Origin of the sequence: Rhodosalinus sp., from assembly GCF_041685465.1 — a bacterium.
Taxonomy (GTDB): Bacteria; Pseudomonadota; Alphaproteobacteria; order Rhodobacterales; family Rhodobacteraceae; genus Rhodosalinus.
The window spans coordinates 1-11,963 of record NZ_JAWLFS010000075.1 but is presented as its reverse complement, the minus strand read 5'-3'; the positions used below and the strand labels follow the sequence as shown (position 1 = coordinate 11,963).

Here is an 11,963-nt window from a genome sequence, read left to right as displayed (position 1 = left end):
ACCCGCGCCAGCGCGTGCGGCCAGACCATCGGCCCGAGGGAGAGCGCGAGATCGGCGCCGCTGCGCAGCGCCGGGTCCAGCCCGTCGGCGCCGCCGATGAGGAACGCCACCTCGCCGCGCCCCTCGTCGCGCCATTGCGCGATCCGTGCGGCCATTTCGCGCGAGGAGAGCGCGCGCCCGCGCTCGTCGAGCGCGACGCGGAACGTGCCGGGCGCGAGCTTCCGGGTCAGGAGAGTGGCTTCGGCCGCCGGACCGCCGCCCTTGCGATCCTCGACCTCGGTCTCCTCGACCGGGCCGAGGCCGAGCGGTCGTCCGGCCTTGCCGGCGCGCGCGATATAATCGTCGATGAGCGCACGCTCCGGGCCGGCGCGGAGCCGGCCCACCGCGCGAATCGTCAGACGCAAGGCCCGCTCAGGCGCGGGTGGCCGCCGCCGCGGGCTCCAGCCACATCTTCTCGAGCTGGTAGAACTCGCGCACCTCGGGACGGAAGACGTGCACGATCACGTCGCCGGCGTCGATCAGCACCCAGTCGCCCGCCTCCTGCCCTTCGACCCGTGCGCGCACGCCCAGATCCTGCTTGAGCGTGTCCACCAGGCGGTCGGCGATGGAAGAGACCTGACGCGCGCTGCGGCCCGAGCAGATCACCATGTGATCGGCCATCGCGGACTTCCCGCGCAGGTCGATCGTCACGATATCGTCGGCCTTGCTGTCGTCGAGAACACCCAGAATGCGGGACAGAACGGCATCGCCCGCGCGGTCCGGATCGGCGGTGCCCCTCACGGGCACCCTCGTGTCTGCGGCACCCGCCGCGTTGACGTCGAGAAACAGGACATCGTCCTCCTTGGCTGTCGCGCCGTACCCTGCCCCGGCGCCGGGCATGTCCCGAAGGTAGCAAGCCGGGGGCGACAATTCAATGAACCCCCACCGGGCAGGCGCGACGCCGCCGCTTCCGCGCTTGCTTGTCGTCGGGGCGCGGTATATTTCCCCTTTCATGAGCCGGGTCTTCGACATGGACGACCGCGCCCGCCTGCCGTGGCGCTTTTTCGGGGCCGCGCGCAGCGTGCTCGCGCGGGCGGCCTGAGCCTGACACCGGTGCGCCACGCGGCGCGCTCCCCTGCCCTGTCCAGCCCATCGCCACCCACGGGAGAGACCCATGTCCCCCAAGACGCTCTACGACAAGATCTGGGACGCGCACCTCGTCCATGAGGACGAGGACGGCACCGCGCTCCTCTACATCGACCGCCACCTCGTGCACGAGGTCACGAGCCCGCAGGCCTTCGAGGGGCTGCGCCTCGCCGGCCGCGCGGTGCGCGCGCCCGAGCGCACCATCGCCGTGCCCGACCACAACGTTCCGACGAGCGCCGACCGCGCCGACCGCATCGACGACGAACAGTCGCGCATCCAGGTCGAGGCGCTGGACCGCAACGCGCGCGAGTTCGGCGTCGTCTATTACCCCGTCAGCGACGTGCGGCAGGGCATCGTGCACATCATCGGCCCCGAGCAGGGCTGGACCCTGCCGGGCATGACGGTGGTCTGCGGCGACAGCCACACCTCGACGCACGGCGCCTTCGGGGCGCTGGCGCACGGCATCGGCACCTCCGAGGTCGAGCACGTCCTCGCCACGCAGACGCTCATCACCCGCAAGTCGAAGAACATGAAGGTCGAGGTGACGGGCAAGCTGCCGCCCGGCGTGACCGCCAAGGACATCACGCTCTCGATCATCGGCAAGACCGGCACCGCCGGCGGCACCGGCCACGTCATCGAGTACTGCGGCGAGGCGATCCGCTCGCTCTCCATGGAGGGGCGCATGACCCTCTGCAACATGGCGATCGAGGGCGGCGCGCGTGCCGGGCTGATCGCCCCCGACGAGACGACGTTCGACTACGTCGCCGGCCGCCCGCACGCGCCCAAGGGCGCCGCGTGGGAAGCCGCGCTCGCCTGGTGGAAGACGCTGCACTCGGACGCGGACGCGCACTGGGACAAGGTCGTCACCCTCGACGCCTCGGAGATCGTGCCCGTGGTGACATGGGGCACCTCGCCCGAGGACGTGGTGCCGATCACCGGCGCGGTCCCCGACCCCGACAGCTTCGCCGACGGCAAGGCCGAGTCGGCGAAGCGCGCGCTGGAATACATGGGGCTCGCCCCCGGCACGCCGCTTTCGGAGATCGACATCGACACCGTCTTCATCGGCTCCTGCACCAATGCGCGGATCGAGGATCTGCGCGCCGCGGCCGAGGTCGTGAAGGGCCGCAAGGTCAAGGAGGGCGTGCGCGCCATGATCGTGCCCGGCTCCGGCCTCGTGCGCGCGCAGGCCGAGGAGGAGGGCCTTGCCGACATCTTCAAGGAGGCGGGCTTCGACTGGCGCCTCGCCGGCTGCTCGATGTGCCTCGGCATGAACCCGGATCAGCTGAGCCCCGGCGAACGCTGCGCGGCGACCTCGAACCGCAACTTCGAGGGCCGGCAGGGCCGCGGCGGGCGCACGCACCTGATGTCGCCGGCGATGGCCGCGGCCGCCGCCGTCACCGGGCGGCTGACCGACGTGCGCGAGCTGACCTGAACCCGGCGGAAAGGAGCGAGACAATGCAAAAATTCGAAAGGCTCACCGCCATCGCGGCGCCGCTGCCCCTGATCAACGTCGATACCGACATGATCATCCCGAAACAGTACCTGAAGACGATCAAGCGCACCGGGCTCGGCGTCGCGCTCTTCGACGAGATGCGCTACGACGCGAACGGCGACGAGGTGCCGGACTTCGTGCTGAACAGGGCGCCCTGGCGCGACGCCGAGATCCTCGTCGCCGGCGCCAACTTCGGCTGCGGCTCCTCGCGCGAGCACGCGCCCTGGGCGCTGGAGGATTTCGGCATCCGCTGCATCATCGCGCCGAGCTTCGCCGACATCTTCCACAACAACTGCTTCAAGAACGGCATCCTGCCCGTGGTCCTGCCGCAGGCGCAGGTGGACGCGCTGATGCAGGACGCCGAGCAGGGCGGCAACGCGCGCCTGACCGTCGATCTGGAAAAACAGGTCGTCGTCGGCGCGGACGGGACGGAGTACCCCTTCGAGATCGACCCCTTCAAGAAGCACTGCCTGATGGAGGGGCTCGACGACATCGGCCTGACGCTTGGCCGCGCCGCCGAGATCGAATCATTCGAGTCGCGCCTGGCGGCCGAACGCCCCTGGGTCTGAAGTCAGGACCTGAAGAGCGGCACACAAGATCTTGTATTTCCTCTTTTCGGCGACCGACCGAGGTCGCCGTTTTGATGCATTGACGCACCAGTCCGGCCCAGAAGCCGCCCGATTTTGCAGGCATGCTTAACCCCGGAGTTGAGGCTGTGACGGAAACTGGGCAGGATTCGGGCGAGTTTGAGGCAGTCCGTCATGCACGGCGGGTCCGGACCGGCGACGAGGGCGCGGATGAAAACAGCGCCCGGCCGAGACGAAGGGAATGGGCAGTGATCGAACGGCTCGTGGGCGCCGCGGCGCGCGCCGTGCTCGCCGCGCTTCTTGTGGTGATGCCGGCGCTGGTCTTGCCGGCAACGATCGGGGGCGGCGGCTTCGCCCTCCCGCTGGTCTGTTTCATCGCCGCGACCTTCGTCTTCGTGGAGTATTACACCGATTATCCGAGTGTCGTGGAATTCCGCGATGCGCCCCCCTTCAACCGCCTGCGCTTCGCCTGTCTCTTCGCCGTGGTGCTGAGCACCGCGGTCGTCTGTGCCGATTTCGTGCGGCCCACGCTGTTCAGCGGCGCCCTCACATCGCTCGGCACGCTCGCGGGGACCGCGCTGGACTTCCCCTACTCGCCCCTCCGCCTGCTCCTCATCGGCGTGGCCGAAAGCCCGGGCGCAACCGCGCTGGAGGCGGTGCATGCGGCAGCGGGCCTCGCCTGCGTCTATGCTGCGCTCACGCTCGGCATCTTCGCCCTCGTGGTGCGACGAGGCTGGCCGCTGCGCGACGGGCCGTTCAACGTCTGGATCAACATGCCGCTCTTCGACCCGACGAGCGGCGGCGACATCGTGCAGCGGCTGCGCCGCGAGGGGCGCGTCAATCTGATGCTGGGCGTTCTGGTCCCCTTCGTGCTACCCGCAGCGCTCAAGGTGGTGACGCTGGCCGTCGGCCCGTTGCGGCTCGGCGACCCGCATACCCTGATCTGGATGATGAGCGTATGGGGCTTTCTGCCCGTCAGCATGATCATGCGCGCCCTTGCACTGCAGCGCGTCGCCGACCTTGTCGAGGACAAGCGCCGGCGCACCACCGCCCTGCGCGAGGCCCCCGCGGCAGCCTGAGCGCGCTTGCACTGCTCGCCGCGCTCTGGGCCGGTGCGCTCCCGGCCGAGACGCTGCGCGTGGCGACCTATGGCGCCGCGCTCTCGCGCGACGGGCCGGGGCTGCTCCTCCGCGACATCCGCGCGGGCGAGGCGCAGGCCGCGGCCGCCGCCGAGGTGATCGCCGAGGCGGGGCCGGATATCCTGCTGCTCACGGATTTCGACTACGACTGGGAGGGCCGCGCCCTCGATGCCTTCGCCGGACTGGTGGCCGAGGCCGGGCACCCCATGCCCCACCGTTTCGCGCTGCGCCCGAATGCCGGAATGGCCACCGAGCTCGACCTCGACGGCGACGGGCGCCGGGGCGAGGCCGACGACGCGCAGGGCTGGGGCCGCTTCGCGGGCGACGGCGGGCTCGCGCTCCTGTCGCGCCACCCGATCGATGCGGAGGCTGCGCGGGATTACTCCGCCCTGCTCTGGCGCGATCTGCCCGAGAGCCGCGCAACGGAGGCCGGGCTTTCCGAGGCGGTGCTGGCAGCGCAGCGCCTTTCCTCCACCGGGCACTGGACGGTCGAGGTGCGCCCCGAGGGCGCGGCGCCGCTCACCGTTCTGGCCTTCGCGGCGACGCCGCCGGTCTTCGACGGGCCGGAGGACCGCAACGGCCTGCGCAACGCCGACGAGATCCGCCTCTGGCGCCATGTGCTCGACGGCGCCTTCGGCCCGGCGCCGGAGCGGCGCTTCGTGCTCCTCGGCAACGCCAACCTCGATCCCGTGGACGGCGAGGGGCGGCACGCCGCGATCCGCGCGCTGCTGGAAGACCCGCGCCTGCAGGACCCGCGCCCGGAGAGCGTGGGCGCCCGCGCCGCGGCCGATCCGGACCACGCGGGCGCCCCGGCACTCGACACGGCCGACTGGGACGGGCCGGGGAACCTGCGGGTGCACTACGTCCTGCCCTCGGCCGACTGGCGCGTGACGGGCGCGGGCGTGGTCTGGCCCGAGGGCGGCCCGCTCGCAACCGCCGCGACGACCGCCGGGCCTCACAGGCTGGTCTGGGTGGACCTCGCCGCGCCGGAAGGCGCGCCGCCTTGACCGGACGTGCGGCGCGGACTAGGCGAGCGCGACCCGTCCAGTTCAGGAGTGCCCCCATGTCCGATCGTTCGCTGCTCATTCTGCCCGGTGACGGGATCGGTCCCGAGGTGATGGCCGAGGTGCTTCGCGTCGTCGCGTGGTACGGCGACAAGCGCGGGCTCGCCTTCGACGTCGCGGAGGACCTGGTGGGCGGCGCGGCCTACGACGCGCATGGCACGCCGCTTTCCGACGCCACGATGGAAAAGGCGCAATCGGTCGACGCGGTGCTTCTGGGTGCCGTGGGCGGGCCGAAATACGACGCGCTCGACTTCTCCGTGAAGCCCGAGCGCGGCCTCCTGCGCCTGCGCAAGGAGATGGACCTCTTCGCCAACCTGCGCCCGGCGCAGTGCTTCGACGCGCTGGCCGATTTCTCCTCGCTCAAGCGCGAGGTGGTCGCCGGGCTCGACATCATGATCGTGCGCGAGCTCACCTCGGGCGTCTATTTCGGCGAACCACGCGGCGTCTTCGAGGAGGGCGGCCAGCGCGTCGGCCTCAATACCCAGCGCTACACCGAGGCCGAGATTGCCCGCGTGGCGCGCGCCGCCTTCGAGCTCGCGCGGCGGCGGGGCAACCGGGTCTGCTCGATGGAGAAGGCCAACGTGATGGAATCGGGCGTGCTCTGGCGCGAGGTGGTGACCGAGGTGCACGCGGCGGACTACGCCGACGTCGAGCTCACCCACATGTACGCCGACGCGGGCGCCATGCAGCTCACCCGCTGGCCGAAACAGTTCGACGTGATCGTGACCGACAACCTCTTCGGCGATCTCCTGTCGGACCTCGCGGCGATGCTGACGGGTTCGCTGGGCATGCTGCCCTCGGCCTCGCTCGGCGCGCCGATGGCGAACGGCCGGCCCAAGGCGCTTTACGAGCCGGTGCACGGCTCCGCGCCCGACATCGCAGGCGCGGGCAAGGCCAACCCCTGCGCCTGCATCCTGAGCTTCGCCATGGCGCTGCGCTACTCCTTCGACGCGGGCGCGGAGGCGACGCGCCTCGAGCAGGCGGTCGAGCGGGTGCTCGCCAAAGGCATCCGCACGGGCGACCTGCTGAACGTCGAAGGCGCGACGCCGGCCACCACGCGCGAGATGGGCGACGCGGTGATCGCGGAGCTCGACGCGAGCCTCTGAGCGCGGGAAAAGGCGCTTGAAAAGCGCCTTGAACGGCCTTTTCAAGGCCGTTCGCCCGCCGCGGCGGCAGCGGGCCGAAATCGCCCGCATCGCCCCTTGCCAAGCCCCGCGCGACGGGCTATGCGGCGCCACACGGTCGGAGTGTAGCTCAGCCTGGTAGAGCACCGTCTTCGGGAGGCGGGGGTCGTAGGTTCGAATCCTGCCACTCCGACCAGATTTTCCCCCAAAGCCGTGCGACGTATCACCACTGTCCGCGCTTCCCGGCGGCCCGGGAAATCGGCCGGGTGGACACGAAAAACACGCGCCGCCGGGGCGACGCGCGTCTTCGCGCCCGGGCTCACGCTCAGTCGCGCAGAAGCTCGTTGATGCCGACCTTCGAGCGGGTCTGCGCGTCCACGCGCTTGACGATCACCGCGCAGTAGAGGTTCACGCCCCCCGTCGACGGCATGGAGCCCGAGACGACGACCGAGTAGGGCGGCACCTCGCCCATGAAGACCTCGCCGGTTTCGCGGTCCACGATCTTGGTGGACTGGCCGAGATAGACGCCCATGCCGAGCACCGCGCCCTCGCGCACGATCACGCCCTCGACCACCTCCGAGCGCGCGCCGATGAAGCAGCCCTCCTCGATGATCGTCGGGTTGGCCTGCATCGGCTCGAGCACGCCGCCGATGCCGACGCCGCCGGAGAGATGCACGTTCTTGCCGATCTGCGCGCAGGAGCCCACGGTCGCCCAGGTGTCGACCATCGTGCCCGCGTCCACGTAGGCGCCGAGGTTCACGAAGGACGGCATGAGCACCACGCCCGGCGCGATGTAGGCGGAGCGGCGCACGACGCAGTTGGGCACCGCGCGGAAGCCGGCCTCGCGCCAGCGCGCCGCGTCCCAGCCGGCGAACTTGCTGTCCACCTTGTCCCACCAGCCGCCGCCCTGCGGGCCGCCCGACTGCATCTCCATGTCCTTGATGCGGAAGCCGAGGAGCACGGCCTTCTTGGCCCACTGGTTCACGTGCCATGCGCCGCTCCCGCCCGGCTCGGCGACGCGCAGCTCGCCGCGGTCGAGCGCCTCGAGCGTCGCCTCGATCGCCTCGCGCGTCTCGCCGCCGGTGGCGGGGGTGATGGTGTCGCGCGCCTCCCAGGCGGCCTCGATCGCGGCTTCCAGACCAGCGGTGGACATCTGTCGCTCCCCTTGCGTGACTGCGTGTCGCGCGGGGTATAGGCGAGCGCCCCGGCCCGCACAATCCGCGCTGTGGCCGACGCGCGGCGGAGGCGTTAGGCAGGGCGGGCACAGGAGGTACCCCATGACCGACGACCGCCGCAGCCCGTTCCCCGACGCCGGCGCGGACCGCTCGACGGCCGAGCATCTGCCGCAGACGCCGCAGACCCGCTCGCCCGCCTACCGGCTCGCCTTCGACGACGAGGACTTCCTGCTGCGCGACGAGCTGCGGCCGGTGCGGCTGCAGCTCGAGCTCCTGAAGCCCTCGATGCTGATGGACGAGCACGGGGTGAAGAGCACGATCGTGCTCTTCGGCGGCGCGCGCATCCCGCCGCCCGACCTGAAGGAGACGGCGCGCACCGAGACCCTGCGGGAGCTCTCGCGCTTCTACGAGGTGGCGCGCGACTTCGCGCGGCGGATGACCGAGGCGTGCCGCGGCACGGGCGAGAACGTGATCGTCACCGGCGGCGGCCCCGGCGTGATGGAGGCCGGCAACCGCGGCGCACAGGAGGCCGGCGGCGAGAGCATCGGCCTCAACATCGTGCTGCCGCACGAACAGGCGCCCAATTCCTACATCACGCCCGAGCTCTGCTTCAATTTCCACTACTTCGGCATCCGCAAGATGCATTTCCTGCTGCGCGCCAACGCGATCTGCATCTTCCCCGGCGGCTTCGGCACGCTCGACGAGATGTTCGAGGCGCTGACGCTGATCCAGACGGGGCGGATGCGGCGGGTGCCCTTCCTGCTGTTCGGGCGCGCGTTCTGGGAGCGGATCATCGACTGGTCCGCGCTCGCCGAGGCGGGCACCATCTCGCCCGAGGACCTCGACCTCTTCCGCTATGCCGAGACGGCGGAGGAGGCCATCGCGATCATCGAGGACTGGGAGATCGAGCCCCCGCGCGAGGAGATCCCGGGCCGCGTGCCGCCCGAGGGCTGAACGCGCGGGCCGCCGCCGCGCGGTGCGCGTGACCGGGAACCGGCGCGCCGAAGGTCCGGACAAGGAGGGCGCAGCCGTAGCCCAGCTCCGACCCCTTGCAGAGGCGCCGGCCGTCGAGGGCGTGCAGCGCGAGGCCACCCCCGGCCTCCTGCAGGCGGTAGCCCTTCGCCGCGAGGCGCGACTGCAGGTCCGACCAGTCGCGCGCATAGGCGAAATCCTCGGCGAGGAGCGCCCGCAAGGGCGCGACGAGCCGCTCATCCGCCCTGACGGGCGTCTTCGCCTTCTCCCGGCGCTTCAGGTCGCGGCGGATGGCGTCGCGGATCGCCTGTCCGCGCCTCACGTCCTCGGCGCGCGCGATCCGGTCGAGCGCGGCGACGTACTCCGGCGCCAGTTCGAGGTCCAGGCGTTCCATGCCGCCGAGACTGCCGCGGTGTGGTTAACGCGAAGTTGACCGACGCTCAGTGCAGCGTGTCGCCCGAGGGTTCGCGCTCGGCCGGCAGGGTGCAGAGCGGCGCGTCGCTCCGAACGCCGCAGATCACCGCCCCGGCCTCGGTCTTGACCACGCGGTAGCCGTAGCCCTTCAGCCGGTGCGACCACTCCCGGTCGGAAAGCGCCATGCGGCGCTCGCGCTGCGCGAGGTCGCGAATGTCGGCGAGGCCTTGCGCGGCCATTTGCTCCATCAGGTCCATCGTATCCTCCAATCGAAACAGTTGCCTCTGCTCCGAGGGGATAGTCGACCGGTGTGACGAAAATGGAGCGCGCGGCGGGCGAGCCGCGGGCGTTCTCAGGGCGTGGACAATCCGGCCTCGGCCGCGATCTCGGCACGGGATTTCTTCGCGCGCTCGGTCGCGGACTTGAGCTGCCCGCAGGCGGCCATGATGTCCTCGCCCCGCGGCGTGCGGATCGGCGCGGCGTAGCCCGCCTTGTAGATGATGTCGGCGAAGGCCTCGATCCGGTCCCAGTCGGAGCGCTCGTAGGGGGCGCCCGGCCATTCGTTGAAGGGGATGAGATTGATCTTCGCCGGGATGCCCGAGATCAGCTTGAGCAGGCGGCGCGCGTCCGCCTCGCTGTCGTTCACCTCCTTGAGCATCACGTATTCGAAGGTGATACGCTCGGAGTTCGAGAGCCGCGGATAGGCGCGCAGCGCCTCCAGCAGCGTCGCGATGTTCCACTTCCTGTTGATCGGCACGAGCCGGTCGCGCACCTCGTCGGTGGTGGCGTGAAAGCTCACCGCCATGAGACAGCCGATCTCCTCGGCGCAGCGGGCGATTTCCGGCACGACGCCGGAGGTGGAGAGCGTGATGCGCCGGCGCGAGAGCGAGATGCCCTCGCCGTCCATGGCGATCTTCATCGCGTCGCGCACGTTCTCGAAGTTGTAGAGCGGCTCGCCCATCCCCATCAGCACGATGTTGGAGACGAGGCGCGGACGCTCGCCCATCCCCTCGCCGAGCGTCGGCCAGTCGCCGAGGTCGTCGCGCGCCGCCATGACCTGCCCGACGATCTCGCCCGCGGTGAGATTGCGGACGAGCTTCTGCGTGCCGGTGTGGCAGAAGGAGCAGGTGAGGGTGCAGCCCACCTGGGAGGAGATGCAGAGCGTGCCGCGATCGGTCTCGGGGATATAGACCGTCTCCACCTCGTGGCCGCCGGCGATCCGCATGAGATACTTGCGCGTGCCGTCGGCGCTGACCTGGCGCGAGACGATCTCGGGGATATCGACGGAGAAGTTTTCCGCGAGCTGCGCGCGATAGGCCTTCGAGAGATTCGTCATCGCGGAAAAGTCGCGCACGCCGCGATGATATATCCACTGCCAGAGCTGCGCCTCGCGCATCTTCGCCTGGCGTTCGGGCGTGCCCGCCGCGATCAGGGCCTGCCGGAAGGCCGGCCGCGTCAGGCCCACGAGATTGAGCGGCCCCTCCGGTACCTTCCGGGGGATGGTCAGGACATCGTGCGTGATCGGTGCGTCGGCACTCATGGCATTTCCCGCGGCTGACGGAGACTCCGCCTCATATAGCATTCCGCCCGCGATGCCAAAGGGCGCCGTCGCCGGGCGGGATCACTCCTCGCAGCGCGCCTGCGCCTCCTCCACGGCCGCCGTGTAGCCCATGAGCGAGAAGGTGTCCTCGGTCTGGGTGCCGCGCGTGCTCTCCGCGGTGATGACGGCGTCCTCACCCCGCCGCATCGCGGCGACGATCTCCGCGTCATCGTCGGCCGACGCCGCCCAGGCCCATTCCTGTTCGTTGACCTGCGTGTCGGGGTCGTCCTCCTGCGTGTAGAGGCGGAAGCGATCGTCTCCGACGACCATGGTGATCTGCGCCTCGGTCGAGAGCGGGTATCCGCCCGTGAAGGTCACCTGCCCTGCCACGCCGTCGGAGGGCCGGAAGAAGGTGAAGAGCAGGATATCGCCGCGGCGCACCGCCACGACGCGCCCGTCGCGCGTGTTCTCCGTTTCCTTCGGCTGCGTGACCGCCCAGCATTCGGTGGGGTCGTCCTCGACGAATACGCTCCAGTCGGTTTCCGCCGCGACGCGGTTCGAGCTTTCCTCGTCCTGCGCGACGGCCATGCTCGCCAGGGCGAGCGCAAGCCCCCCGGCCAGACCCGGCAACATACGGGAAATCATCTGCCTGCCTCCAAGCTGTCCATGCCCGGTACCGGCCCGCCTCGACCGCTCTTCCCGGCGGTTCGCGCGAGCGGGCAAGTCCCTCTCGACGCGTGTCTTCTAGCGTGAAATGATCCCCCGGCGAAAGACCTCTCGGAACATACGTGCCGAAACGTGAGGGGAAGGGCCGCAATGGACGGATGGACGCTCATGGCGGAGGCGACGCGCGATCCCTTCGCCGAGAGCCGGCACCTCGGCGCGGCGGTGATCGCCGGGCCGGAGGGGGTGCGCCACGCCTGGGGCGATCCGGCGCGGGTGATCCTGCCCCGCTCGGCGGTCAAGATGATCCAGGCGCTGCCCCTCGTCACCTCCGGCGCCGCCGACGCGGCGGGGCTCACGTCTGAACATCTCGCGCTCGCCTGCGCCTCGCACCAGGGCGCGGAGATGCACACCCGCCGCGTCGCCGACTGGCTCGCCGCGCTCGGTCTCTCGGAGGCAGACCTGCGCTGCGGTCCGCAATGGCCGGCCGACCGCGCCGCGCGCGACGCGCTGATCCGCGCGGATGCGGCGCCCTCGCAACTGCACAACAACTGCTCGGGCAAGCACGTCGGCATGCTGACGCTGGCGCGGCACAGGGGCGCCGGGCCGGAGTATCACCTGCCCGATCACCCGGTGCAGGTCGCCTGCCGCGCGGCCTTCGAGGCGGT

At 70.6% G+C, this 11,963-nt stretch carries 15 protein-coding genes and 1 tRNA gene; 9 read left to right on the top strand and 7 right to left on the bottom strand.

What is annotated here, in order from left to right:
- Together ACESL7_RS06975 and rsfS are read right to left on the bottom strand one after the other, a co-directional pair.
- On the bottom strand, positions 1-404 hold a 404-nt coding region (locus ACESL7_RS06975; RefSeq protein ID WP_372892595.1), incomplete at its 3' end, for a 23S rRNA (pseudouridine(1915)-N(3))-methyltransferase RlmH.
- A gap of 7 nt (positions 405-411) precedes the next feature.
- Positions 412-786: a ribosome silencing factor gene (gene rsfS / locus ACESL7_RS06970; protein WP_372892596.1), complete on the bottom strand. Its 375-nt coding sequence runs from the start codon at positions 784-786 to the stop codon at positions 412-414.
- Between the two features lie 205 nt (positions 787-991).
- On the opposite strand from rsfS, the gene ACESL7_RS06965 reads away from it, so the two are divergent.
- From ACESL7_RS06965 to ACESL7_RS06935, 7 genes are all read left to right on the top strand, one after another.
- A complete protein-coding gene (locus tag ACESL7_RS06965) occupies positions 992-1,081 on the top strand; it encodes an isopropylmalate isomerase (RefSeq protein WP_372892594.1) in 90 nt (29 codons plus the stop codon).
- Positions 1,082-1,153: 72 nt separating this feature from the next.
- A complete protein-coding gene (gene leuC, locus ACESL7_RS06960) occupies positions 1,154-2,557 on the top strand; it encodes a 3-isopropylmalate dehydratase large subunit (protein WP_372892593.1) in 1,404 nt (467 codons plus the stop codon).
- 23 nt (positions 2,558-2,580) lie between these two features.
- The gene (gene leuD, locus ACESL7_RS06955; protein WP_372892592.1) at positions 2,581-3,186 is read left to right on the top strand and encodes a 3-isopropylmalate dehydratase small subunit; all 606 of its coding nucleotides are present in this window, start codon (positions 2,581-2,583) and stop codon (positions 3,184-3,186) included.
- Between the two features lie 266 nt (positions 3,187-3,452).
- Positions 3,453-4,283 (top strand): hypothetical protein, encoded by an 831-nt coding sequence (locus tag ACESL7_RS06950; protein WP_372892591.1) that lies wholly within the window; start codon positions 3,453-3,455, stop codon positions 4,281-4,283.
- A gap of 59 nt (positions 4,284-4,342) precedes the next feature.
- Positions 4,343-5,350, top strand: a complete 1,008-nt coding sequence (locus ACESL7_RS06945) for an endonuclease/exonuclease/phosphatase family protein (RefSeq protein ID WP_372892590.1) — start codon at positions 4,343-4,345, stop codon at positions 5,348-5,350.
- A 56-nt stretch (positions 5,351-5,406) separates the two neighbouring features.
- Positions 5,407-6,513, top strand: a complete 1,107-nt coding sequence (leuB, locus tag ACESL7_RS06940; RefSeq protein WP_372892589.1) for a 3-isopropylmalate dehydrogenase — start codon at positions 5,407-5,409, stop codon at positions 6,511-6,513.
- A gap of 137 nt (positions 6,514-6,650) precedes the next feature.
- Positions 6,651-6,727: transfer RNA gene (locus tag ACESL7_RS06935), tRNA-Pro, on the top strand.
- A gap of 129 nt (positions 6,728-6,856) precedes the next feature.
- Here ACESL7_RS06935 and dapD read toward each other — a convergent pair.
- Positions 6,857-7,684, bottom strand: a complete 828-nt coding sequence (gene dapD, locus ACESL7_RS06930; protein WP_372892588.1) for a 2,3,4,5-tetrahydropyridine-2,6-dicarboxylate N-succinyltransferase — start codon at positions 7,682-7,684, stop codon at positions 6,857-6,859.
- A 124-nt stretch (positions 7,685-7,808) separates the two neighbouring features.
- Between dapD and ACESL7_RS06925 the strand changes: the two genes are divergently transcribed.
- A complete protein-coding gene (locus ACESL7_RS06925) occupies positions 7,809-8,660 on the top strand; it encodes an LOG family protein (RefSeq protein ID WP_372892587.1) in 852 nt (283 codons plus the stop codon).
- Here the strand turns inward: ACESL7_RS06925 and ACESL7_RS06920 are convergent.
- The 4 genes from ACESL7_RS06920 to ACESL7_RS06905 all read right to left on the bottom strand — a co-directional run bounded on the left by ACESL7_RS06920 (position 8,593) and on the right by ACESL7_RS06905 (position 11,277).
- A complete protein-coding gene (locus ACESL7_RS06920) occupies positions 8,593-9,072 on the bottom strand; it encodes a hypothetical protein (RefSeq protein ID WP_372892586.1) in 480 nt (159 codons plus the stop codon). The two genes, ACESL7_RS06925 and ACESL7_RS06920, sit on opposite strands and share 68 nt — an antisense overlap.
- 46 nt (positions 9,073-9,118) lie before the next feature.
- Complete coding sequence (locus ACESL7_RS06915) at positions 9,119-9,349, bottom strand: hypothetical protein (protein WP_372892585.1); 231 nt, start codon at positions 9,347-9,349, stop codon at positions 9,119-9,121.
- A 95-nt stretch (positions 9,350-9,444) separates the two neighbouring features.
- Complete coding sequence (gene rlmN, locus ACESL7_RS06910) at positions 9,445-10,632, bottom strand: dual-specificity RNA methyltransferase RlmN (protein WP_372892584.1); 1,188 nt, start codon at positions 10,630-10,632, stop codon at positions 9,445-9,447.
- A gap of 81 nt (positions 10,633-10,713) precedes the next feature.
- A complete protein-coding gene (locus tag ACESL7_RS06905) occupies positions 10,714-11,277 on the bottom strand; it encodes an invasion associated locus B family protein (RefSeq protein ID WP_372892583.1) in 564 nt (187 codons plus the stop codon).
- Between the two features lie 171 nt (positions 11,278-11,448).
- On the opposite strand from ACESL7_RS06905, the gene ACESL7_RS06900 reads away from it, so the two are divergent.
- A partial coding sequence (locus ACESL7_RS06900; protein WP_372892582.1) for an asparaginase occupies positions 11,449-11,963 on the top strand: 515 nt, incomplete at its 3' end.

Excerpts from the sequence above, each read along its gene's own strand:
- ACESL7_RS06965 (WP_372892594.1), top strand. The coding sequence starts at position 992 with ATGAGCCGGGTCTTCGACATGGACGACCGCGCCCGCCTGCCGTGGCGC.
- leuC (WP_372892593.1), top strand. The coding sequence starts at position 1,154 with ATGTCCCCCAAGACGCTCTACGACAAGATCTGGGACGCGCACCTCGTC.
- leuD (WP_372892592.1), top strand. The coding sequence starts at position 2,581 with ATGCAAAAATTCGAAAGGCTCACCGCCATCGCGGCGCCGCTGCCCCTG.
- leuB (WP_372892589.1), top strand. The coding sequence starts at position 5,407 with ATGTCCGATCGTTCGCTGCTCATTCTGCCCGGTGACGGGATCGGTCCC.
- dapD (WP_372892588.1), bottom strand. The coding sequence starts at position 7,684 with ATGTCCACCGCTGGTCTGGAAGCCGCGATCGAGGCCGCCTGGGAGGCG.
- ACESL7_RS06925 (WP_372892587.1), top strand. The coding sequence starts at position 7,809 with ATGACCGACGACCGCCGCAGCCCGTTCCCCGACGCCGGCGCGGACCGC.
- ACESL7_RS06920 (WP_372892586.1), bottom strand. The coding sequence starts at position 9,072 with ATGGAACGCCTGGACCTCGAACTGGCGCCGGAGTACGTCGCCGCGCTC.
- ACESL7_RS06915 (WP_372892585.1), bottom strand. The coding sequence starts at position 9,349 with ATGGACCTGATGGAGCAAATGGCCGCGCAAGGCCTCGCCGACATTCGC.
- rlmN (WP_372892584.1), bottom strand. The coding sequence starts at position 10,632 with ATGAGTGCCGACGCACCGATCACGCACGATGTCCTGACCATCCCCCGG.
- ACESL7_RS06905 (WP_372892583.1), bottom strand. The coding sequence starts at position 11,277 with ATGATTTCCCGTATGTTGCCGGGTCTGGCCGGGGGGCTTGCGCTCGCC.